The 22907-nt window shown below is 29.7% G+C and carries 21 protein-coding genes and 1 pseudogene; 18 read left to right on the forward strand and 4 right to left on the reverse strand.

From position 1 onward, the window contains the following. The first annotated feature begins 213 nt into the window (after positions 1-213). From QZ286_RS02940 to ppk1, 4 genes are all read left to right on the forward strand, one after another. Complete coding sequence (locus QZ286_RS02940; protein WP_291255490.1) at positions 214-1977, forward strand: YgiQ family radical SAM protein; 1764 nt, start codon at positions 214-216, stop codon at positions 1975-1977. A gap of 3 nt (positions 1978-1980) precedes the next feature. Beyond that, positions 1981-3303: a ribosome biogenesis GTPase Der gene (der, locus tag QZ286_RS02945; RefSeq protein WP_291255491.1), complete on the forward strand. Its 1323-nt coding sequence runs from the start codon at positions 1981-1983 to the stop codon at positions 3301-3303. A 264-nt stretch (positions 3304-3567) separates the two neighbouring features. Continuing rightward, positions 3568-4500 carry a rod shape-determining protein gene (locus tag QZ286_RS02950; protein ID WP_291255492.1) on the forward strand — a complete coding sequence of 311 codons (933 nt, stop codon included), beginning with the start codon at positions 3568-3570 and terminating at the stop codon, positions 4498-4500. Beyond that, positions 4493-6610 carry a polyphosphate kinase 1 gene (gene ppk1 / locus QZ286_RS02955; protein ID WP_291255493.1) on the forward strand — a complete coding sequence of 706 codons (2118 nt, stop codon included), beginning with the start codon at positions 4493-4495 and terminating at the stop codon, positions 6608-6610. The genes QZ286_RS02950 and ppk1 overlap by 8 nt, the downstream gene beginning before the upstream one ends. Positions 6611-6685: 75 nt before the next feature. On the opposite strand, the pseudogene QZ286_RS02960 reads toward ppk1, so the two are convergent. Together QZ286_RS02960 and QZ286_RS02965 are read right to left on the reverse strand one after the other, a co-directional pair. Continuing rightward, a pseudogene (locus tag QZ286_RS02960) lies at positions 6686-6844 on the reverse strand (IS256 family transposase); the annotation flags it as partial. Between the two features lie 327 nt (positions 6845-7171). Next, positions 7172-7582 carry a hypothetical protein gene (locus QZ286_RS02965; protein WP_291255495.1) on the reverse strand — a complete coding sequence of 137 codons (411 nt, stop codon included), beginning with the start codon at positions 7580-7582 and terminating at the stop codon, positions 7172-7174. Positions 7583-7714: 132 nt separating this feature from the next. On the opposite strand from QZ286_RS02965, the gene QZ286_RS02970 reads away from it, so the two are divergent. Further along, positions 7715-9046, forward strand: a complete 1332-nt coding sequence (locus tag QZ286_RS02970; RefSeq protein WP_291255496.1) for an MATE family efflux transporter — start codon at positions 7715-7717, stop codon at positions 9044-9046. A 41-nt stretch (positions 9047-9087) separates the two neighbouring features. Continuing rightward, on the forward strand, positions 9088-9459 hold the full coding sequence (locus tag QZ286_RS02975) for a hypothetical protein (RefSeq protein WP_291255497.1): 372 nt from the start codon (positions 9088-9090) through the stop codon (positions 9457-9459). 87 nt (positions 9460-9546) lie between these two features. Here QZ286_RS02975 and QZ286_RS02980 read toward each other — a convergent pair whose 3' ends face one another. Together QZ286_RS02980 and QZ286_RS02985 are read right to left on the reverse strand one after the other, a co-directional pair. After that, the gene (locus QZ286_RS02980) at positions 9547-10050 is read right to left on the reverse strand and encodes a flavodoxin (RefSeq protein ID WP_291255498.1); all 504 of its coding nucleotides are present in this window, start codon (positions 10048-10050) and stop codon (positions 9547-9549) included. Positions 10051-10061: 11 nt separating this feature from the next. Beyond that, positions 10062-10766, reverse strand: a complete 705-nt coding sequence (locus QZ286_RS02985) for a tRNA threonylcarbamoyladenosine dehydratase (RefSeq protein ID WP_291255499.1) — start codon at positions 10764-10766, stop codon at positions 10062-10064. Positions 10767-10978: 212 nt separating this feature from the next. On the opposite strand from QZ286_RS02985, the gene rplU reads away from it, so the two are divergent. From rplU to QZ286_RS03045, 12 genes are all read left to right on the forward strand, one after another. Continuing rightward, positions 10979-11290 (forward strand): 50S ribosomal protein L21, encoded by a 312-nt coding sequence (gene rplU / locus QZ286_RS02990; RefSeq protein ID WP_204688680.1) that lies wholly within the window; start codon positions 10979-10981, stop codon positions 11288-11290. Between the two features lie 19 nt (positions 11291-11309). After that, positions 11310-11645, forward strand: a complete 336-nt coding sequence (locus QZ286_RS02995) for a ribosomal-processing cysteine protease Prp (protein WP_291255500.1) — start codon at positions 11310-11312, stop codon at positions 11643-11645. Beyond that, positions 11646-11930 (forward strand): 50S ribosomal protein L27, encoded by a 285-nt coding sequence (gene rpmA / locus QZ286_RS03000; protein WP_005883067.1) that lies wholly within the window; start codon positions 11646-11648, stop codon positions 11928-11930. It begins immediately after the preceding gene. Positions 11931-12614: 684 nt separating this feature from the next. Next, on the forward strand, positions 12615-12932 hold the full coding sequence (locus QZ286_RS03005) for a hypothetical protein (RefSeq protein ID WP_291255501.1): 318 nt from the start codon (positions 12615-12617) through the stop codon (positions 12930-12932). 77 nt (positions 12933-13009) lie between these two features. Then, entirely contained in the window at positions 13010-14089 is a 1080-nt protein-coding gene (locus tag QZ286_RS03010) for a sugar diacid recognition domain-containing protein (protein WP_291255502.1), read from the forward strand. Between the two features lie 140 nt (positions 14090-14229). Then, positions 14230-15486, forward strand: coding sequence for a GntP family permease (locus QZ286_RS03015; RefSeq protein WP_291255503.1), 1257 nt, complete (start codon positions 14230-14232; stop codon positions 15484-15486). Positions 15487-15515: 29 nt separating this feature from the next. After that, positions 15516-16652: a glycerate kinase gene (locus tag QZ286_RS03020; protein WP_291255504.1), complete on the forward strand. Its 1137-nt coding sequence runs from the start codon at positions 15516-15518 to the stop codon at positions 16650-16652. A 15-nt stretch (positions 16653-16667) separates the two neighbouring features. Further along, positions 16668-17354 carry a FadR/GntR family transcriptional regulator gene (locus QZ286_RS03025; RefSeq protein WP_291255505.1) on the forward strand — a complete coding sequence of 229 codons (687 nt, stop codon included), beginning with the start codon at positions 16668-16670 and terminating at the stop codon, positions 17352-17354. A 148-nt stretch (positions 17355-17502) separates the two neighbouring features. Continuing rightward, positions 17503-19227: a dihydroxy-acid dehydratase gene (gene ilvD / locus QZ286_RS03030; RefSeq protein WP_291255506.1), complete on the forward strand. Its 1725-nt coding sequence runs from the start codon at positions 17503-17505 to the stop codon at positions 19225-19227. A 44-nt stretch (positions 19228-19271) separates the two neighbouring features. Continuing rightward, positions 19272-20747 (forward strand): GntP family permease, encoded by a 1476-nt coding sequence (locus QZ286_RS03035; protein ID WP_291255507.1) that lies wholly within the window; start codon positions 19272-19274, stop codon positions 20745-20747. A 172-nt stretch (positions 20748-20919) separates the two neighbouring features. Beyond that, positions 20920-21390 (forward strand): thermonuclease family protein, encoded by a 471-nt coding sequence (locus tag QZ286_RS03040; protein WP_291255508.1) that lies wholly within the window; start codon positions 20920-20922, stop codon positions 21388-21390. An 18-nt stretch (positions 21391-21408) separates the two neighbouring features. Beyond that, positions 21409-22899, forward strand: coding sequence for a carboxypeptidase M32 (locus QZ286_RS03045; RefSeq protein WP_291255509.1), 1491 nt, complete (start codon positions 21409-21411; stop codon positions 22897-22899). The last annotated feature ends 8 nt before the right edge of the window (positions 22900-22907 follow it).

The raw sequence follows: 22907 nt of genomic DNA on the forward strand, positions 1-22907 counted from the left end.
TTTTTGTGCTGCCAAAATTTAAATTAAGAAATTAAAAACCTAGGAAATCAATTAAATGATTTCTATTTTTTTGCAAAAAAAGAAAAAGGCGTTGCAACTGATATTTAAAAACCATCAGTTTGCAACAGCCCCTTTTATTTTATAAAAAAAATTCGTAAATTTTTATAAAATATGGTAAAATAAAGGGTAAATTATAAAGGAATAGGTGATGTTATGTTTTTGCCTACTACAATGGAAGAGGTAAAAAAAATAGGATGGGAAGAATTAGATATAATATTAGTATCAGGGGATACATATATAGATAGCTCTTACAATGGAAGTGCTGTCATAGGAAAATGGTTAGTAAAAAATGGTTTTAGAGTTGGAATAATAGCTCAACCAGATATAAATAGTGATGTAGATATAAAGAGATTGGGACAACCTAGATTATATTGGGCAATATCAGGGGGTTGTGTAGATTCAATGGTGGCTAACTATACAGCTACTAAGAAGAAGAGAAAACAAGATGATTTTACTCCTGGTGGAGAGAATAATAGAAGACCAGACAGAGCAGTAATAGCTTATACAAATTTAGTAAAAAGATATTTCAAAAATTCAGATATACCAATTGTAATAAGTGGAATAGAGGCTAGTTTGAGAAGAATTACTCACTATGATTATTGGAGTAATAATTTGAGAAGACCTGTTATATTTGATGCTAAGGCAGATATTCTATCTTATGGAATGGGAGAGAAATCTATGTTAGCCCTAGCTAAAGCCTTAAAGGGTGGAAGAGAATGGAGAAATATAAAAGGGTTGTGTTATATAGCCAAAGATAAAAAGGATAGTTACTTACAACTACCAAGCCACGAAGAGTGTTTAGAAGATAAATTAAAATTTATAGAAGCTTTTAATATTTTTTATAGAAATTGTGATCCTATAACTGCTAAGGGAATTTATCAAAAATGTGGAGATAGATATTTGATTCAAAATCCACCGAGTGAAAACTTCTCTTCACAAGAGTTAGATGATATCTATTCAATGGAATTTGAAAGAGAGGTACACCCTTACTATAAAAAAATGGGTGATGTGAGAGCACTAGATACAATAAGAAACTCTGTAACAACTCATAGAGGTTGTTATGGTGAGTGTAATTTCTGTGCAATAGCAATTCACCAAGGTCGTACTGTAATCTCAAGAAGTGAGGATTCTATTGTCGAAGAGATAAAGAAAATATCAGGAGCACCAAAGTTTAAAGGATATATAGCAGATGTGGGAGGACCTACAGCTAATATGTATCAAGTGGAATGTAGTAAAAAACTGAAGTTAGGAGCTTGTCAGGATAGGAGATGCCTATATCCACAAAAATGTCCGGCATTAAAAATAGATCATAGTAAGCAAGTTGATCTGTTGAATAGATTAAAGAAAATAGATAAGATAAAGAAAATATTTATTGCATCTGGAATAAGATATGATATGATTTTAGATGATAAAAAATGTGGACAGTTGTATTTAGAGGATATAATAAAGGATCATGTATCTGGGCAGATGAAAATAGCTCCAGAACACACTGAAGATAAGGTACTTTCTCTTATGGGAAAACAGGGGAAAACACTTTTAAAGGATTTTAAAGAGAGATTTTACAAGATTAATGAGAAGTATGGCTTGAAACAGTTTTTGACTTATTATCTAATAGCAGCACACCCAGGTTGTACAGAAAAAGATATGTTAGACTTAAAGAGATTTGCATCTGCAGAATTGAGAGTAAACCCTGAGCAGGTACAGATATTTACACCGACTCCTTCAACATACTCTACACTCATGTATTATACAGAGATAAATCCATTTACAATGAAAAAAATGTATGTTGAAAAGGATAATGGGAAGAAACAGAAGCAGAAAGATATAGTAGTTGTTCAAGAAAAAAGTTCGAAATTAAAAAATGGAAATACTAATAATAAAAATAAAAAAAATTATAATAGAAAGATAGGGAGGTAAAAAATGAAGCCTATTGTTGCAATAGTTGGAAGACCAAATGTTGGAAAATCAACATTATTTAATAATCTGGTAGGAGATAGAGTGGCTATAGTAGATGATATGCCAGGTGTAACAAGAGATAGACTGTATAGAGAGACAGAATGGAATGGGACAGAGTTTGTAGTAGTTGATACTGGAGGACTTGAGCCAAGAAATAATGATTTTATGATGACAAAGATAAAACAACAAGCTGAAGTTGCTATGAATGAAGCTGATGTAATTTTATTTGTTGTAGATGGAAAGTGTGGGGTAAATCCTTTAGATGAAGAGATTGCCTATATTTTAAGAAAGAAGAATAAACCAATCATCTTATGTGTAAATAAGATTGATAACTTCTTAGAGCAACAAGATGATGTTTATGATTTCTGGGCTCTAGGATTTGAACATCTAATACCTATTTCTGGGGGACACAAGGTAAACCTTGGAGATATGTTGGATATGGTAACTGACACAATTAAAAAAATTGATATTCCTGAAGATGAGGAAGATGTTTTAAAACTTGCTATTATAGGAAAACCTAATGCTGGAAAATCATCATTAGTAAACAGACTTTCTGGAGAAGAGAGAACAATAGTAAGTGATATTGCTGGTACAACAAGAGATGCAATAGATACAATTGTTGAGTTTGATGAGAAAAAATATATGATAATAGATACAGCTGGTATCAGAAGAAAATCAAAAGTTGAAGAGAGCTTAGAGTATTATTCAGTACTTAGAGCTATAAAAACAATAAAAAGAGCAGATGTTTGTTTACTTATGTTAGATGGAAAAGAGGGACTGAGTGAACAAGATAAGAGAATAGCAGGAATAGCTGCAGAAGAGTTAAAACCTATAATTATAGTTGTTAATAAATGGGATTTAGTCGATAAAAAAGGAAATACAATGGAGAAGATGAGAGAGAAACTTTATGCAGAACTTCCATTTTTATCATATGCTCCAATAGAGTTTGTATCAGCTTTAACAGGTCAAAGAACAACAAAATTATTAGAGATAGCAGATACAATCTTTGAAGAGTATAACAAGAGAATATCTACAGGTATCTTAAATACAGTATTAAAAGAAGCTGTACTTATGAATAACCCACCAACTAGAAAGGGAAGAGTAGTTAAAATTAACTATGCAACACAAGTATCAGTTGCTCCACCAAGATTTGCATTATTCTGTAACTATCCAGAACTGATACACTTCTCATATGCTAGATATATAGAGAATAAATTTAGAGAAGCTTTTGGATTTGATGGATCTCCAATATTAATTAGCTTTGAAAAGAAAAATGGTGAAGAATAATTTAATAATTTTGTAATAATTTTGACATAATTCTATGTTATTATTAATACATAATAAATCTTTCCCCAAAATATTTTATATATTAGATAACAAACAATAAGAAGCCATTAGATGATCTAATGGCTTCTTATTGTTTTATTTTAGTAAAATATTCCAATGAATTTTGATAGTTAAAAATTATTTACATAAATTTTACAAGAAATTATAACTATATTAACATTGGTAATATATTATTAAAGATAATATTGTATAGGAGGGAAAAAGATGGTACAAGGTGTAATAGATATTGGGTCAAATACAGTGAGACTCTCAATTTATAAATATGATAAGAGTTTGAATAAAATAAAATTGATAACAAATAAAAAAATAATATTAGGATTAGCAAGTTATATAAAAAAGGGAGAGTTATCAGCAATTGGAATAGATAGAGTATGTAGAGCTTTGAAAAAATTGAAAATAATTTTAGAGAGATTTGAATTAGAAGAATACTATGTTTTTGCTACTGCTTCACTTAGAAATATTTCAAATTCTGATGATGTATTAAAGGAAATTGAAAATACAACTGGTATGAAGCCAGAGATTATCTTGGGAGAAGAGGAGGCTAGATTAGATTTTGTAGGAGCAAATTCAGAATTAAAACTAGATAAAGGAATTTTAATAGATATTGGTGGAGGAAGTACTGAGATAGTAATTTTTAATGAAGGTAAGATAGAGTTACTAAAAAGTATCTCTATCGGAGCCTTAAATCTCCAAAATAAATTTGTTAAATCAATAGTTCCAGATGAAAAAGAAATAAAAAATATGAGAAAATATATAAGAGAAGCATTAGAAGAGATTGAATGGGAAAATGATAAAGATTATAAGTATCTGTTTGCAATAGGGGGAACAGCAAGAGCTTGTATGAATGTTATAAAAGAAACGAAATCACTTCCTTTAGATAATGGTTCTTTTTTTGTAGAAGACTTGTATGAAATGATGAGTATTTTAAAAAAAGAAAGTCATTGTAAAGAGAAAAAAGAGTTATATAAAATTATACCAGAACGAATCTTTTCATTTGCAGGTGGTGTAGTTATACTAAGAGAAATAATTGATAAATTTAGAATAGAAAAAGTTATTGTGAGTAAAAGTGGTGTGAGAGAGGGATACTTTATAGATAGAGTTGTAAACAAAGATAAAGAAGGGATAGAAATTGATTAAGCCAAATTATATAGAAAATAGAGAGATTTCATGGTTAAAATTTAATGAAAGAGTTTTAGAAGAGGCAATATCAAAAGAGAATCCTCTTCTTGAACAATTAAAATTTTTATCAATTTTTGAGAGCAATTTAGATGAATTTTTTATGATAAGAGTAGGAACAATGTTGGATTATGTAAAATATGTTCCAGAGTATAAAGATAGTAGAACTGGAATGACAGCACAAGAGCAATTGGAAGAGATATATAAAAAGGTAAGAGAACTTTATAAAGTAAAAGATAAAATTTATAAAGAGTTAATGGAAAATTTAAAAAAAGAGGGAATTAGAAAAGAAAAGATAAATAATCTTTCAAAAAAAGAGATTGATTATTTAGAAAAATATTTTTATGAAAATGTTTATCCATTTTTATCCCCATTGATAATAGATACGTGGCACCCCTTTCCTTTTATATTAAATAAAAAATTAAATATAATAGTGTATTTGGAGGTTAAAGAGTTAGAAGTTTTAGGAATGATACCAGTGCCAGAAAATATTGAAAGAATTATTATGCTTAATACAAAAGAAGGGAAGTATATTTTATTGGAAGAACTTATCCTTTATTTTACAAAAAATATTTTTTCAATGTATAGAATAAAAGAGAGTTCTATTATGAGAATTACAAGAAATATGGATATTGAAACAGATATGGAGAATTATGATGAGAATATTGATTATAGACAATATATGAAACAGATAATAAAAAGGAGAAATAAGTTAGAACCCTTGAGAATGGAAGTTCAATCACAGATAAGTGATAAATTTTTAAGTCCATTATTGAAAAGATTAAATTTAAGTAAAAAGCAGATATTTTTTTCTGAGTGTCCAATAGAATTGAGTTATTTATCTAATTTGAGTAATAATTTATCTCAGAAAAAAATTATAAAATTATCTTATAATCCTTTTTCCCCTATTGTTCACCCAATTGTAGAAAAAAGAAAAAGTGTAATAAATTATGTTAATAAAAAGGATCTTTTTCTTTTTTATCCTTTTGAAAGCATGAAACCATTTTTAAGTTTAGTAAAAGAGGCTTCAGAAAGAGAAGATATTCAATCTATAAAAATAACGCTTTATCGTATTTCTAAAAATTCTAAAATAGCTGAATATTTGATAAATGCTGTTGAAAATGGAAAAGAAGTGACAGTGTTGATGGAGCTTAGAGCAAGATTTGATGAATCAAATAATATAGAATGGGCACAAAAATTGGAAGAGGCAGGTTGTCGAGTTATATATGGAATGGAAGGATTTAAAGTTCATTCGAAAATCTGTTTGATAACATATAAAAAAGATAAAGAGATAAAATATATAACTCAGATAGGAACAGGAAATTATAATGAAAAAACTTCAATGCTTTATACTGATTACTCTCTAATAACATCAGATGAAGAGATAGGAAGAGATGCAGATGTATTTTTTAAAAATATGTCCTTAGGAAACTTAAGAGGGGTTTATAAAAAATTATGGGTAGCTCCTTCAAGTTTCAAACAGAATATTTTAAAAAATATTGATCAAGAAATAGAAAAAGTAAAAAACGGAGGAAAAGGAACTGTTGTTATAAAATGTAATTCATTTACAGATAACGAAATAATAAATAAAATGGTAGAAGCCTCTAATTTTGGTGTTAAGATAACTTTGATCATAAGAGGAATATGTTGCATAATACCAGGTATTGTTGGAAAAACAGAAAATATTAAGGTAATTAGCGTTGTAGGAAGATTTTTAGAACATTCCAGAATATATAGTTTTGGAGAATTAAATGAACAAGTTATATATATATCTTCAGGAGATATGATGACTAGAAATACAGAAAATAGAGTTGAGATAGGATGTCCTATTTTAGATAAAGAAGTAAGAGAGAGATTAAATTATCATATTGGTGTTATTTTACAAGATAATCAAAAAGCAAGAATTTTAGCTCCAGATGGAGAGTATAGGAAAAATTCTAACTCATCAAATAAAGCAGTAAATTCTCAGGAGGAATTTATAAGTAAGGTTGAATTAAATACATATGATCTTCTTGAGGAAGATGAAAAAGTTCAGAAAAAAAATATCTTTAAAAAAATATTTCATTTATAAGATAAGATAGTATAATAATTTTATTTATTTCACTCAAGGATAAATTTTTTTATCCTTGATTTTTCTATTTATTCTTTAATTCTCTTCCCCTAAAAGTCTATCCTCATACATTATTTGAAGTTCTCCATATATTTTCCCACAATTTCTTAAATTTGATGTCCATTTCTTTATCGCTTCAAAGGTTGCTAAATATAATGTCTTTAACAATGATGTATCACTTGGAAATACACTCCTCTGACTATTTAAACTGATATGATACCAATAAAGTACTCACATATATTATCAACAAATACTAATTTTAAGAAAGTTGGTAATATATGTCTAAAAAAGTTAAGGTTAGTCCTAATCTAAAAGAATTTCTTCTTTTTCTTTCCATAAAAAATAGTCTTCTATGATATATTTAAATTTTATCATAGAAAGCTATTAAAAAGAAATATTTATTTAATTTACAGAAATTTCTCTACACTCTCCCCTCACAATCTTTGAGATAAAAATAAAAAGTACTTTCAAAAGTACTTTTTATTTTATCTATTTTTTTAACGTGCTAGAACTTATTTATAGTTAGAGTTTTTCACACAAATCAAATATCAACTGTTCACGAATCTCTTTGTATCCTTGTAAAATAGAGATTTTCCAATTACTTCCATAAAGTTTAACTTCAAAACTATCAATCTCACTATCTAAATTTTTAGCTGTAACTTTTTTCTTATCGTAAATAAGGGCTCTTTTCTCCTCTTTACCCTCTATTGAGATTATTAGCATTCCCTTTGAAAATCCTTTGATAAGAACTTCAGTAGCTCTTTCAGTTTCAAATTTTTCAATAGCTCTCTCTTTTCTATTTTCAGCATTTTTTCTTTTATTTTCAGTAAGTCTTTTAAACTTTTTTTCCTCTTCTAGTCTTTTAGCTTTTTTCATCTTTTTATTGATGCTATATGTTTTTCCTTTCGGTTTATCTTTACTAATAATTTCCATAGTTCACTCCTTGATCAAAAATATTATACTATTTTATTATATCATATTTAATAGAAATGTAAAAATGTACTAGATTTTTTTTGAAAAAAATTATAGAATAAAAAATACATAAATTTAGATTTTGGAGGAAGAATGGGTAAGATACAAGTGAAATCATTAATGTCATTGACAATTCCTATTTTTTTTGAATTACTACTAGTAACAATAGTTGGAAATGTTGATACAATAATGTTAGGACACTATAGTGACAAAGCAGTAGGAGCAGTAGGTGGAATAAGTCAGGTTTTAAATATTCAAAATGTAATTTTCGGGTTTGTGAATTTAGCAACAGCTATTTTATGTGCTCAATTTATAGGGGCAAAAAATAAGAGAAGAGTACATGAAGTAATAACTGTTTCTTTAGTCGTAAATTTAATTTTAGGATTATTTATGGGAATTTTATACTTTACATTTTGGAATACAATACTTGAGAAGATAAAACTTCCACTTGAGTTGATAGAGGTTGGAAAGAACTATTTTAAATTAGTTGGAGGGTTATGTATCTTCCAAGGGATAACTCTAACTTGTGGTGCTATTATGAAGAGTCATGGAAAACCAAAACAGATGCTATATGTAAATATGGGAGTAAATTTATTAAATATCTTAGGAAATGGTATGTTTATTTTTGGTTGGTTTGGAGTACCTATATTGGGGCCAACTGGTGTGGGAATATCAACAGTAGTTTCACGTGCAATAGGTTGTATAGTTGGTTTTTTAGTAATGAGCCACAACTGTAATTTTAAATTTAGAAAGAAATTTCTACAACCCTTTCCCTTCCATGTTATAAAAAATATTCTATCTATAGGGATACCAACTGCAGGAGAGAATTTGGCTTGGAATATAGGACAGTTGATGATAATGTCAATGATAAATACCATGGGAACTACTATAATAGCTTCTAGAACTTATTTGATGTTGATTGCTAACTTTGTGATGACATTTTCAATAGCCTTAGGACATGGGACAGCTATACAGGTAGGGCAATTAGTAGGGGCAAAAGAGAGTGAAGAGGCTTATGGTAAATGCTTAAAAAGCTTAAAACTATCTATTGTATTGGCTTTTTCAGTAACTGTTTTAGCTTGGCTATTTAAAAATCAAATAATGGGAGTTTTTACAAAAGATAGAGCTATTTTAGAAGCTTCTTTAAAAATATTTCCATTGATGATAGTGTTAGAAGTAGGAAGAGTATTTAATATAGTGATAATAAACTCTCTACACGCAGCTGGAGATATAAAATTTCCTATGTTTATGGGAATAATCTTTATTTTTATTGTGGCAGTTCCTTTTTCATATATATTTGGTGTAAAACTAGGTTGGGGATTGGTTGGAATATGGATAGCTAATGCAGCTGACGAATGGTTTAGAGGGATAGCTATGTTGATAAGATGGAGAAATAAAAAGTGGATAACTAAAAGTTTTGTCTAGAATATTTTGGAGGAAGAGGATAAAACTAGGAGGTATTAACTGTGAAAAAAATTTTAATTGGCTTATTTTTAATTATTTCAGCTTTGGGAGTAGCAGATGATAAGTATGATTATGTAGAGGATAAACTAGAACTAAAATACGGTATTTTAAGTGACTTCCAGCAAAATAAACTAAAACTCGATGATATAGATGTCGGAATATTTAGAGATAAAATATATGTAAAATTAGAAGTTGAGTCATTAATAGGTGATGGTGGATGGAAAGAGTTTAATAAAAAAGAGTATGATAGACTAGCTACAGAGATAGCAGATAATACAAGAGAGATGCTAGGTGTAGGAGATCCTGTTGAAGTAACACTGGTTTTAGATAGAGAGATAGGAGAAAAAGAGGTACTATCAACTGGAATATACTAATTATAAGTGAATAATTACAAATTAAAGAAGTTGACTAACTTTATAGGTTAATCAACTTCTTTTTATAAATGTATTTTATTAAAATTATTAGTTAAATGATGGTAAAATCTCTTCTATCCAACTTTTAATTTTATCAGGAGTGTGATCTCCTTGGTTACCCTCATCAATTGCTAATCCTACAAATTGGTCACCAATTACAGCTTCAGACTCTTCATAGTGGTATCCCTCAGTAGATGTGAATCCAACCACTTTTCCACCATTATTAGTAACAACATCATAAAGTACTTTAATACTTCCTACAAATGATTCACCAAAAGCATATTGGTTTCCTAGACCAATAAGTCCAACTACTTTTCCAGAGAAATCTACTTTTGAAAATTCATCAAAAACATTTTCCCAATCAGCTTGTAATTCTCCAACTCCATAAGTAGGTGTAATTAAGATAAGATTCTCATAATCACCAATTGATGCTATTCCATCTGCCACATTGATAACATCATACTCCATTTTTTTTAGATAAAATTCAACTTCATCAACAATACCTAAAGTTGTTCCAGATGTTGAACCATAAAACACTCCTATTTTTTTCACTTCTATTCCTCCTATAAATTACAAATATCTTTAATAACTTCACTAGCAAGTATTAATCCAGCTGTTGATGGTACAAAAGATATACTTCCTACATTTACCTTTTTCTCTCTGCTTCCACTTAAATTTTCAGGCTTTTTAGGTTCCTCTTTTGAGTAAACTACCTTTAATTTTTTTATTCCTCTATTTTTTAGTTCTTTTCTAATAACTCTAGCTAGAGGACAAACAGATGTTTTATTGATATCAGCCACTTCTAACATTGTAGGATTAAGTTTATTTCCTGTTCCCATAGATGAGATAATAGGAATCTCTTTTTCCTTAGCAATAGATATTAGATCTAGTTTAGAACTAACTAAATCAATAGCATCAACTATATATGAATAAGTTTTATCTTTAAAAAATATATCTATATTATCTTTAGAAAATTTAATAGGATATTCGTGTATAATTAATTTGGGATTTATATCCAATAATCTTTTTTTCATAACTGTTGTTTTTAATAATCCAACTGTACTTTGAAGAGCAATTATCTGTCTATTAATATTTGTAATATCAACAGTATCAAAATCAACTATTGATATTTCACCAATCCCTGCCCGTACTAGAGCTTCTGTAGCAAAGCCACCTACACCACCAATACCGAAAACTATAATATGTGAATTTTTTAATCTATTCAGGTTTTCACTTCCTATTAAAAGTTCTGTTCTTTGAAATATCATGAATTACATCAACCTCTTAATTATTTACTAGATAAGTAAATAATACATTTTTTTTGAGAAAAAATCAATAGTTTTTATTAAAAAAGTGTAAAAAAATTTAAGAATTATTGACAAAGTATAAAAAATGTGATATAATCTCATTTAGATTACGCATGAAATAAGGTCATCAGCAACCCTATTCAGCGATTGTTAATACTTTTGGAGGTGTTAGAATGTACGCAGTTATAAAAACTGGTGGTAAACAATACAAAGTTACAGAAGGTGACGTATTAAGAGTAGAGAAGTTAAATGCTGAAGTTAACACAACTGTAGAATTAACTGAAGTTCTTTTAGTAGCTAATGGAGAAACTGTAAAAGTTGGAACTCCTGTAGTAGAGGGAGCTAAAGTAGTTGCAGAAGTAGTAGCTCAAGGTAAAGGAGCTAAAGTAGTTAACTTCAAATACAAGCCAAAAACAGGATACCACAGAAAAAAAGGTCATAGACAACAATTTACTGAAATTAAAGTTACTTCAATAAACGCTTAATTGTCTAGAATAATTGTCAATGACAAGAATAGAAATTTATAGAAAAAAAGGTAGAATTGTAGGATACAAAGCTACTGGACATTCAGGCTATGCTGAATATGGAGAAGATATAGTTTGTGCAGCACTTTCTATGGCGTTACAACTACCATTAGGTGGAATGCAAGATGTGTTGGATATTTATCCGAAATTTGAGATTGATTCTGATGGATACCTTAGTGTAGATATTAGAGAGGTTGATAAAAAGGGTAAAGATAGTGAACTAAATACTCTTTTAGAAAGCATGGTTATAATGATAAGAAGTTTATCAAAAGATTATCCTAAAAATATAAAGCTTGTTGAGAAGGAGGAAAAATAGATGCAATTTACTTTAAATATACAATTATTTGCACACAAAAAAGGACAAGGTTCTGTTAAAAACGGAAGAGATTCAAATCCTAAATATCTTGGAGTAAAAAAATATGATGGAGAAGTTGTAAAAGCTGGAAACATCATAGTTAGACAAAGAGGAACAGCTTTCCACCCAGGAAACAACATGGGAATGGGAAAAGACCATACTCTATTTGCTCTAATAGATGGATATGTAAAATTCGAAAGATTAGGAAAAGACAAGAAGCAAGTATCAGTATACGCTTCAAAATAGTTGAGTTAATCAGAGAGTGTAGAAGCCCCAAATTTCGGGGCTTTTTTTCTATTGTGTATAATAAATAGTGTTGATGGATTTCTCAAAGAGATCTTGATACACTATTTTTTCAAAAAAGTTGAGACAATGTAAAATTTCCTTTAAAATTAAATCAACCAAAACCTAACTATAAAGGAGTGATTACATTATCTCGAAATAATTTTATCAAAACTTTAATGAATATTCAAGAAGAAAATCTTCAATTTTCTACTGGTTGCACTTTTATTAGGAAAAAAGATATAATTATCAAAAGGCTTTATGCAACATTAAACTATAAAGATTTTCATTTATGTCCTTTGATATGATATTGATAAAGTACTCACATATATCATCAACAAATAGTAATTTTAAGAAAGTTGATAATATATGTCTAAAAAGTTAAGGTTAGTTCTAATCTAAAAGAATCTCTTGTTTTGAAATTTAGAAAATTAAATATCTCTTTATGACAATTTTGTAGGATTTATAATGTCGAAAGAACTACTATCATTAGATGGTCTATCAAATGTGAACTTGGTGGTAAAGAAACTATATCATTGTATGTAAAATTTTACACTGAAGAAAGGTTATAAAAAATTTAGGTGGGAAGAAATGAGGTCTAGAAATAAAGTTCAAGGTCCTTTTAATATAAATTAAGGAGGGGAAAATATGAGGAAAAAATTTAATTTAAGAAAATGGATATTTAATTATGTTTTTTATGGATATTTTATAGCATTATTAATAGTTATTATTTATAATTTAGTAAAATTTAAAGAATTTGGAATCAATTTTAAAATTTTAAAAGGAAACTTTATAGTTGCTTTTCTTATTATGCCATTAAGTTTAGGTTTTAAAAATTTGTATTATGAATATAAAGAGATATGGAAGACAGCCGAACTCGACAGGAAGATATTTATAATTTTAGGAATAATTTTTGTAGTTTATGGAGTTTATTATAGGGCGAAAATAAGTGGAACATTTAAATAGAGTCATAGAAGAGTTTTGGTGGGAAATAATTGTTCTCTCCAATTTTAGTACGAGGAAATTTAGGGGAGTGTGATTGTATGGAGATAGCAAAAGAGTTGGCAGAAAGCATAGTTAAAGAGATGAAAAAAATTATAGAAAAAGATCTGAATTTTATCAATTCAGAGGGGATAATAGTGGCTAGTACTGATGAAAAAAGGGTGAATACCTATCACGAAGGTGGAAAGGAGGTAATCAAGAGAGGAAGTATAGTCAGAATAAATAGAGATGGAGAGTATGTTGGAGCTAAAAAGGGGATAAACTTACCAGTAAAATTCAATGATGATATTATAGGGGTGATAGGGATATCAGGAGAGACAAAAGAGGTAGAGAGATATGGTAAGATAATAAAGAGAATGTCTGAAATTTTGATAAAAGAAGCTTATGTAAGCAAGAAAGAGGAAGAGGAGAATGAGAAAGAGCAACTTTTTTTAGAAAGTCTAATATCTCAAGATTTAATGTTGGAAAATCCCATTATATTTTCAGAATATGTAGAAGATATAGAAAAAAGAAGATATTACAGCATAATTGTCTGTAAGTTAAATGGTAAATATGAGTTGAATACTATTAAGAATATTTATAAGGAACTAAAAATAGCAGTAAAGAAAAAATCTGGATATATAATGCTTAAACAGAGTACTGTGTGCATATTGATTTTTGAAAAAAATCGTCAAGGAGTAGAGGAGTTTATTGAAAAAATTGATAAAAAAAGAGATATCAATATAGGAATTGGAGAGATAAAGATAGAGTTTGGAAGGATAAGGGAATCCTATGAAGAGGCTATAAATGCTCTTGAATGGGGGAGTAAAAATAAGAAAAGAGAGGTTTTTTACGAGGATCTAGATATAGAGTTGATAGTAAAAAATATAGATCTGAAAACTAAAAAAATCTATATAAAAAAGATTTTGGGGAATCTCTCTCAAAAAGAGATAGTTGAGTATAGAGAGATACTATATTTTTATGAAAAATATAATGGTTCATTGAATAAAATCTCTAAGGAACTCTTTATACATACGAATACTCTTCAATATAAGTTGAATAGATTGAAGGAAAAAATAGATTTAGATATGAGAAATTATGAGGATTTTACTAAGTTAAAATTAGCTTTTATGTTAAGTTAAATTAGTTGCTATACTAAAAAAATATCTAGAATATCACTATAAATTTAGTGTACATACTATTGTTAAAAAGCTATATATATTGTAATATAGATATATATGTATTGAAAATAAAAAAAATATATTAAAATAGGAGGAAGAATATGGTAACAGTATCAGCTTTAGGTGCGATTATAGGGTTAGTAGTAGCGATAGTATTGATAATTAAAAAAGTAAATCCAGTATACTCTCTAATATTAGGGTCTATTATAGGGGAACTTGTAGGAGGAGCAAATATAGGGCAGACTGTATCTTTGATGATATCAGGAGCACAGGGAATGATACCAGCAATTTTGAGAATAATAACTGCAGGAGTACTAGTAGGTGTACTTATCGAAACAGGTGCAGCTAGTAAGATTGCAGAGACAATAATAGATAAATTAGGAGAATCAAAGGCAATAATAGCAATTGTTTTATCTACAATGATATTGACTATGGTAGGAGTATTTATTGATGTGTCAGTAATAACAGTAGCTCCAATTGCAATGGCAATAGCTAAGAAAACAGGAATCTCAAGAACAGGAGCTTTACTTGCTATGATAGGTGGAGGAAAAGCAGGAAATATTATGTCACCAAATCCAAATGCAATAGCAGCAGCAGAAGCTTTTAAGGTTCCTTTGACATCTGTGATGATGGCAGGATTGATACCAGCAATTTTTGGTGTAGTTGCAAGTATAGTTGTAGCTAAATTGATTTCAAAAAGAGGAAGTCAGATAAGTGAGGGAGATTTAGGAGATAGAAAAGAGGAGAGCGGACCAAACTTTTTTGCTGCAATTTTAGGACCAATAGTGGCAATAGCTATATTGGCATTAAGACCATTAGCAGGAATTACAATAGATCCGTTGATAGCTTTACCAGTAGGAGGATTTATTGGTTGTCTAGCTATGGGAAAAGTAAGAAATTTCAACCAATATTGTGTTTTTGGTTTGGGAAAAATAGTAGGTGTAGCTATACTATTATTAGGAACAGGTACTCTTTCTGGAATCATTGCTAACTCTGGATTAAAAGATGCATTGACAACTCTACTGACAGCAACAGGAGCACCAGCTTACTTATTAGCACCATTCTCAGGAATATTAATGTGTGCAGCTACAGCTTCTACAACTTCAGGGACAGCAGTTGCTAGTCAGGTTTTTGGACCAACTATATTTAGTTTAGGTATCCAACCAGTTAATGCAGCAGCAATGATACATTCAGGGGCAACAGTTTTAGATCATCTACCTCATGGAAGTTTTTTCCATGCAACAGGTGGTAGTGTAAATATGGATATGAAAGAGAGATTAGCATTAATTCCATTTGAATCTTTAATTGGATTGGTACTAGCTTGTGTATCAACGATTATCTATGGAGTTTTATTTTAGAGAATAATAAGTTGTTTGGAGAGTGAAAAATGAAGATAATATTAGCACCAGATTCATTTAAAGAGAGTATGACTGCAAAGGAAGCTTGTGAAGTGATAGAGAGAGGAATGAAAAAAATTATTCCAGATTTAGAGTGTATCTCAGTTCCAATGGCAGATGGAGGAGAGGGAACTACACAATCATTGGTAGATGCAACAGGTGGAGAATTCTATACACAAAGAGTTTTAGGACCGTTAGGTGAGAGTGTAGAAGCAAGATTTGGAATATTGGGAGATGGTAAGACAGCTATATTAGAGATGGCTGCTACAAGTGGATTGGAGCTTGTTCCTAAGGAGAAAAGAGATGCCACAGTAACTACAACTTATGGTACTGGAGAACTTATTAGAGCAGCTTTGGATAAAAATGTTGAAACGATTCTTATTGGGATAGGTGGAAGTGCTACTAATGATGGTGGAGCTGGAATGATACAGGCTCTAGGAGGGAAATTATTAGATAGTTGTGGAAAAGAGATTGGATTTGGTGGTGGTCAATTATCAAACCTATCCAAAATAGATCTATCAAACTTAGATAAAAGATTGGAGAAAACTAAGATTATAGTAGCTTGTGATGTTCAAAATCCATTGACAGGAGTTAGTGGAGCCTCACACATTTTTGGAAAACAAAAGGGAGCTAATGAGGAACAAAGAGAACTATTGGATAAAAACTTAAAACACTATGCTGAAATTATAAGAAGAGATGTAGGAAAAGATGTAGAAAATATTCCAGGTGCTGGTGCGGCAGGAGGATTAGGAGCAGGACTTATGGCATTCTTATCAGCCGAATTAAAAAAGGGAATTGAGATAGTGATAGAGTATAGTAAGTTAGAAGAAAAGATGCAAGGGGCAGACTTGGTAATAACAGGCGAGGGAAGTATAGATGCCCAGACTAGATTTGGAAAGACTCCATACGGGGTAGCTATGACAGCTAAAAAATATGGTATTCCTGTAATAGCTCTAGCTGGCAATGTAGGTAAAGATATAGATGTGCTATATGAATATGGTTTTACTGCTGTATTTTCAATTTTACCAAGAGTAGAGAGCCTAGAAAAAGCTATATCAAATGGAAAAGAAAATCTACAATATATGAGTGAGAGTATTGCTAGAATGGTAAAGTATTATACAAAATAGTGGGAAGGTAAAGATATGAGCAATAAGAATAGTGAAATAATCTTTGAATATTTAAAAGAAAAAATAATGAATGGCGAATGGAAGGATGGGGAACAAATTACTCCAGAAATACAGTTATCAAAAGAATTTAAAGTTGGAAGAAATGCGGTAAGAGAAGCTATAGAAAAACTTGTTGGGATGAGAATTCTTGTGAAGAAAAGAGGAAAGGGAACATTTGTTCAATCAAAAGCAGTAGAATTAGAATTTAATAATATGCTGATAAATACTATAATAGATAAGGATGATTATTTAGATATTTTAGAATTTAGAAAAAGTTTTGAACCTGAAAATATAAAGTTATTTATAAAAAATGCAAGTGAAAAAGATTATGAGGAATTGAAAAAAATACATCAAGAAATGTTAGAAAATAGAGATGATAGAGATAAATTTTCGTATTATGATGCAATGTTTCATAATTTTATAGCTAAAGGTACAAAAAATAGCATAATAGTTAAGATAAGTGAAACATTAGTTAATATTATGATAGGACATCAAAAAAAATTAAATTTAATATTAGGGTCAGAAAATGGAATTAAAGAACATACTCTCATATTAGAAGCAATTTTAGAAAAAGATGAGGATATGGCATATTTATTTATGAGAAAACATATATTAAGAACAATTAAAGATGTTCTACAAGTTAAAAAAGAAAAAATAAAATAATAGTGTACTAAAGTAAAACTTTATATACTTTAAAATAAAAAGTCGATGTAATACAAACAAAAACATTGACTTTTTTTATTTTTATATTATAATAAAAGTATAAAAAAAATAAAGTTGTAGGACAAGTTGAAATTGGTTAGGAGGTAAAATGTTAAAAAGTCAAGAGTTGAGAAAAATAGCTCCAGAAGTAGATCCGCTTAGAATAGGAATGGGTTGGAAAAGAAATGATTTAGAAAAGCCACAAATAATAATAGAAAGTACATATGGTGATAGTCATCCAGGAAGTGCTCACTTATTAGAATTTGTAAAAGAAATAGAAAGAGGAATAAATGAGAATGGAGGAAAAGGAGCAAAATATTTTACAACAGATATTTGTGATGGACAAGCTCAAGGACATGATGGAATGAACTATTCGTTGGCCTCAAGAGAGTTTATAACTAATATGATAGAGATTCAGGCATGTACAACACCATTTGATGCAGGAGTTTTTGTCGCAAGTTGTGATAAAGGAATGCCAGCGAATTTAATGGCAGCAGCGAGATTAAATATTCCATCAATAGTTTTTACTGGTGGAATAATGGCAGCAGGACCAAATATGTTAACATTAGAACAATTAGGAACTTATAGTGCTAGATTTGAGAGAGGAGAGATTACACAAGAAGAGTTTTGTTATGCAAAGGAAAATGCATGCCCTTCATGTGGAGCATGTTCTTTTATGGGAACGGCTTCTACAATGCAAGTTATGGCAGAAGCATTGGGATTAGCTCTTCCTGGAACAGCATTACTTCCAGCTATATCTCCTGATTTAAAAAAGAAAGCATACGAAGTAGGAGTTAGAGCATTAGAGTTAGCTAAAGAAGGGATTTGTCCATCGGATATTTTAACGGAGAAAGCGTTTGAAAATGCTATAATGGTTCATGCTGCAATAGCAGGATCATCAAATTCTTTATTACATATTCCAGCAATAGCTCATGAAATTGGAATAGATCTAGATGCAGATAAATTTGATAAAATACATAGAAATATTCCATATATTTTAAATATAAGACCAAGTGGATTTTATCCAGGAGAATACTTTTATTATGCAGGAGGAGTTCCTGGAATAATGGAAGAAATTAAGGAATTTTTACATTTAGATGTTATGACAGTAACTGGAAAAACTTTAGGTGAAAACTTAGAAGAATTAAAAAGGAATGGATATTATGAGAGATGTTATAAAGAATTAGAGAAACGTAATATAAAAAAAGAAGATGTAATCAGAACTATTAAAAATCCAATCCAAAAGCAAGGATCTTTAGCAATATTAAAGGGAAATTTAGCACCAGAGGGAGCTGTAATAAAGCATTCAGCAGTGCCAAAAGAAATGCAAGATGCTATATTAAAAGCAAGACCATTTGATAGTGAGGAAGAAGCAATTAAAGCAGTTTTAACAGGAGTAATTAAACCGGGAGATGCGATTATAATAAGATATGAAGGACCAAAAGGAAGTGGAATGCCGGAGATGTTTTATACAACAGAAGCAATAGCTTCGGATCCTAAAATTTCTGCTTCAACAGCTTTAATAACTGATGGAAGATTCTCAGGTGCTACTCGTGGACCTGCAATAGGACATGTTTCTCCTGAAGCATCTGAGGGAGGACCTATAGCATTAATTGAAGAAGAAGATTTAATTAGAATAAATGTTGTTGAGAGAAAATTAGAGATAGTTGGAGTTAAGGGAGAGAGAAAGAATTCAGAGGAAATAGAGAAAATATTAAATGAAAGAAAATTAAACTGGAAAAAACCTGCACCTAAATATACAAAAGGACCATTAGGAATTTATACAAGATTTGCAGTTTCACCAATGAAAGGTGGATATATAGAGATCAAATAATTAGTGATATTAAAACAATAGTCTAAAAGTGGAGGTAATTAAAAATGTTAAGTAATGGAAAAACAAAAATAGTAAATCTATTAATTATATTATTATTAGTAGTAAGTAGTGTATACTTAGTAAATAATTATATGTCTTATTCAAGTTACTTTAATGAAACTGGAAAAGTACTGGGAGTTTATGGATTGACTTCGGTAGCGATTTTAGGAATAATGATATTATTGATATTAGTATTATATTTTAAAATTCATGCTTTTATAGCTTTGATTATAGGAAGTATAATGGTAGGAATTGGAACAGGAATGGATTTTAAAAGTATAATTATGGCTATTCAGAATGGGATGGGAAGTACATTAGGATCAGTAGCAACAATAGTAGGATTAGGAGCAATTTTTGGTGAAATGCTAGAGGCTTCAGGAGGAGCTCAAGCATTGTCAAAAAAATTGATTCAAACTTTTGGAAAGGAAAAGGCTTCGTGGGCATTGATGCTAACTGGTTTTTTAGTAGCTATTCCTGTTTTCTTTGATGTTGGATTTATAATTTTAATTCCATTGGTATATTCTTTAGCAAAAGAGAGTAAAAAATCTGTAATTTATTATGGAATACCTCTATTAGCAGGATTAGCTGTTACTCATACATTTATTCCACCTACTCCAGGACCAGTAGCAGTAGCTGCAATAATAGGAGCTGATTTAGGTTGGGTAATTTTTTTAGGAGCTATAGTAGGATTGCCAACAGCTATCATTTCAGGACCAGTTTGGGGAAGTATTATTGGAAAGAAAATCTATGTAAATCCTGAAGATTTTATAGAGGAAAATGAAGAGAAAGTTGAGAAAATTCCTTCATTTAAAAAAGTTATAACAGTAATAGCTGTACCATTGGTAATGATATTATTAAATACAGTTTTAACTACATTAGTAGGAAGTGGAATTATAGAAAAAAGTATAGTTACAGATTTTATAGAGTTTTTAGGAAATCCATTTGTTGCTTTAACAATATCTACTTTAATAGCATTTTATGTTTTAGGTATAAAAGAAGGATTTAGCAAAGAAATGATATTAAATCTTAGTAATAAAGCATTTGGACCAATTGGATTAGTTATTTTAGTAACTGGAGCTGGAGGAATATTTAAGCAGATACTTGTAGATTCAGGAATAGGAACTTTATTAGCAAATACTATGGCTAATTCAAACTTACCAATAATTGTTCTAGCTTTCTTAGTAGCAGGGATTGTAAGAGTGTCACAAGGGAGTGCAACTGTTGCGATGATAACAGCTGCAGGAATAGTTGCACCAATTTTGGATGTTGTTCAAGTTTCAGCTCCAGGAAAAGCATTACTTGTTATTTCTATTGCTTCAGGAGCTACAATTTTATCTCATGTAAATGATAGTGGGTTCTGGCTAGTGGGTAGATATTTTGGACTTGATGTAAAAGATACTTTTCGTTCATGGACTGTAATGGAAACTTTAGTTGGAGGTTGTGGATTTATTTTTTCATTAATTTTAAGTTTTATATTATAAAAATTATTTAGATTTAAAAGAAAAGGATTAATTTCTATATTTTATAGAAGTTAATCCTTTTAATTTTCTATAGACAAATGAGTTTTGGTATTTTTTCATCACATTTTCTTTAAAAAGTTATAATTTTGTTAGAAAAAATTTTATGATATAATACATATGAAGGGAGTTGAGTATGAGAAAAGTTTTAGTTATATTTTTTACAATGTTAATATCTATCTTTGCTTTTTCAATGAATGGCTATGTAGTAAAGGTATCAGATGGAGATAGTTTTGTTATGAGTAGCTATGGAAAGAGAGTAAGAGTTAGAATGTATGGGATAGATGCTCCAGAATTAAAGCAAAGCTATGGAGCAGAGAGTAAAAAATATTTAGAGAGTTTGATTTTACATAAGAAAGTAAAATTAAAAGTTTTGTATGAAGATAAATACAAAAGAAAGGTTGCTAAAGTCTACTGCAATGGTAAGCAGATAAATTTAGTGATGCTAGAGACAGGAAATGCTTGGTTTTATAAGTATCATGCAAGAAATGAAAAAGCTTATAGAAAAGCTTATGAAAAAGCAAAACAAGAGAAATTAGGTTTGTGGAAGCAGAGTAATCCTCAAAATCCAAGAGAGTTTAGATTGAAAAATCCAAGAAATAACTAATAGTTTAGAGGTGATAGAATGGAAGAAAAATTACTACTATTTAGAGAGAAAATTAAAGAGAAAAAGATAATAGAGGGAGCTTTAGAGGTACTTCAATGGGATTTGGAGACTAATACACCCAAAAAAGGAATGGACTATATAGCAGAGATAATAGGAAATCTAAGTATGAAAGAGTATGAGATTACAACATCTAAAGAGTTTCAAGAGTGTGTAGAGTTTTTAAAAGAGAGTAGTGAAAAACTAAATGAGATAGAGAGAAAAGAGATTGAGGAATTAAGTGAAACAATAGAGAAAATGAAGAAAATTCCTCCTAAAGAGTATCAAGAGTATTCAGAGCTAGTTGCTAAAACTCAAGGAGTATGGGAAGAGGCTAAGAGTGAAAATAACTATGGAAAATATAAAGAGAATTTGAAAAAAATCTTTGATTATACAATAAAATTTGCTAATTATCATAAGAAAGATGAGAAAAATCTATATGATGTACTTTTAAATGACTATGAAAAAGGAATGACTACCGAGAAATTAGATGAGTTTTTTACATTGTTAAAGAGTGAGATAGTTCCTCTATTGGAAAAAATTCAAGAAAAAGAGAGAAAGAATAAGAAACTTTTAGAAAAAGTAGATGTAAATAGACAAAGAGAGTTCAATAGATTTATCAGTAAATATGTTGGTTTTGATTTTGAAAGAGGAGTAATGGCAGAGAGTGAACATCCATTTACTATGAATATAAATAAAAATGATGTGAGATTTACAACTAAATATATAGAGGATAATCCTATATCAGCAATATTTAGCACTATACATGAATCTGGACATGGTATCTATGAGCAACAGATTGGAGATGAGTTGCAGGGGACTATTTTAGCAAGTGGTGGTTCTATGGGAATACATGAATCACAATCAAGATTTTATGAGAATATTATAGGTAGAGATATTCATTTTTGGAAAGGGTTATATAACAGAATGAGAGAGGAATACTCATTTTTAGAGAAAATATCATTAGAGGAGTTTTATGAGGAGATAAATTCAGTAGAGAGTTCTCTTATAAGGGTAGATGCAGATGAACTAACTTATTCATTACATATTATGGTGAGATATGAGATTGAAAAAGGAATTATATCTGGAGAGATAAATGTTGAGAATCTACCACAGATTTGGAATGAAAAGATGAAAGAGTATTTAGGAGTGGCACCAGAAATTGATAGTGATGGAGTAATGCAAGATGTACACTGGGCAGCAGGACTTATTGGATATTTTCCCTCTTATGCACTAGGAAGTGCTTATTCAGCTCAGATATATAACACTATGAAAAAAGAGTTAAATGTGGATGAAATCTTAGAAACTGGAGAGCTTTATAAGATAAGAGAGTGGTTAGGAGAGAAGATACATAGATTTGGAAAATTGAGAAGCACTACAGAGATAATTAAGGATGTCACAGGGGAAGAGTTGAATCCAAGATATTATATAGAGTATTTAAAAGAGAAATATGGTAAAATATATAATATCTAAATAGGAAA

Source organism: Fusobacterium sp., from assembly GCF_019012925.1.
Taxonomy (GTDB): Bacteria; Fusobacteriota; Fusobacteriia; order Fusobacteriales; family Fusobacteriaceae; genus Fusobacterium_A.

Excerpts from the sequence above, each read along its gene's own strand:
- QZ286_RS02940 (WP_291255490.1), top strand. The coding sequence starts at position 214 with ATGTTTTTGCCTACTACAATGGAAGAGGTAAAAAAAATAGGATGGGAA.
- der (WP_291255491.1), top strand. The coding sequence starts at position 1,981 with ATGAAGCCTATTGTTGCAATAGTTGGAAGACCAAATGTTGGAAAATCA.
- QZ286_RS02950 (WP_291255492.1), top strand. The coding sequence starts at position 3,568 with ATGGTACAAGGTGTAATAGATATTGGGTCAAATACAGTGAGACTCTCA.
- QZ286_RS02965 (WP_291255495.1), bottom strand. The coding sequence starts at position 7,582 with ATGGAAATTATTAGTAAAGATAAACCGAAAGGAAAAACATATAGCATC.
- QZ286_RS02970 (WP_291255496.1), top strand. The coding sequence starts at position 7,715 with ATGGGTAAGATACAAGTGAAATCATTAATGTCATTGACAATTCCTATT.
- QZ286_RS02985 (WP_291255499.1), bottom strand. The coding sequence starts at position 10,766 with ATGATATTTCAAAGAACAGAACTTTTAATAGGAAGTGAAAACCTGAAT.
- rplU (WP_204688680.1), top strand. The coding sequence starts at position 10,979 with ATGTACGCAGTTATAAAAACTGGTGGTAAACAATACAAAGTTACAGAA.
- QZ286_RS02995 (WP_291255500.1), top strand. The coding sequence starts at position 11,310 with ATGACAAGAATAGAAATTTATAGAAAAAAAGGTAGAATTGTAGGATAC.
- rpmA (WP_005883067.1), top strand. The coding sequence starts at position 11,646 with ATGCAATTTACTTTAAATATACAATTATTTGCACACAAAAAAGGACAA.
- QZ286_RS03005 (WP_291255501.1), top strand. The coding sequence starts at position 12,615 with ATGAGGAAAAAATTTAATTTAAGAAAATGGATATTTAATTATGTTTTT.
- QZ286_RS03010 (WP_291255502.1), top strand. The coding sequence starts at position 13,010 with ATGGAGATAGCAAAAGAGTTGGCAGAAAGCATAGTTAAAGAGATGAAA.
- QZ286_RS03015 (WP_291255503.1), top strand. The coding sequence starts at position 14,230 with ATGGTAACAGTATCAGCTTTAGGTGCGATTATAGGGTTAGTAGTAGCG.
- QZ286_RS03020 (WP_291255504.1), top strand. The coding sequence starts at position 15,516 with ATGAAGATAATATTAGCACCAGATTCATTTAAAGAGAGTATGACTGCA.
- QZ286_RS03025 (WP_291255505.1), top strand. The coding sequence starts at position 16,668 with ATGAGCAATAAGAATAGTGAAATAATCTTTGAATATTTAAAAGAAAAA.
- ilvD (WP_291255506.1), top strand. The coding sequence starts at position 17,503 with ATGTTAAAAAGTCAAGAGTTGAGAAAAATAGCTCCAGAAGTAGATCCG.
- QZ286_RS03035 (WP_291255507.1), top strand. The coding sequence starts at position 19,272 with ATGTTAAGTAATGGAAAAACAAAAATAGTAAATCTATTAATTATATTA.
- QZ286_RS03040 (WP_291255508.1), top strand. The coding sequence starts at position 20,920 with ATGAGAAAAGTTTTAGTTATATTTTTTACAATGTTAATATCTATCTTT.
- QZ286_RS03045 (WP_291255509.1), top strand. The coding sequence starts at position 21,409 with ATGGAAGAAAAATTACTACTATTTAGAGAGAAAATTAAAGAGAAAAAG.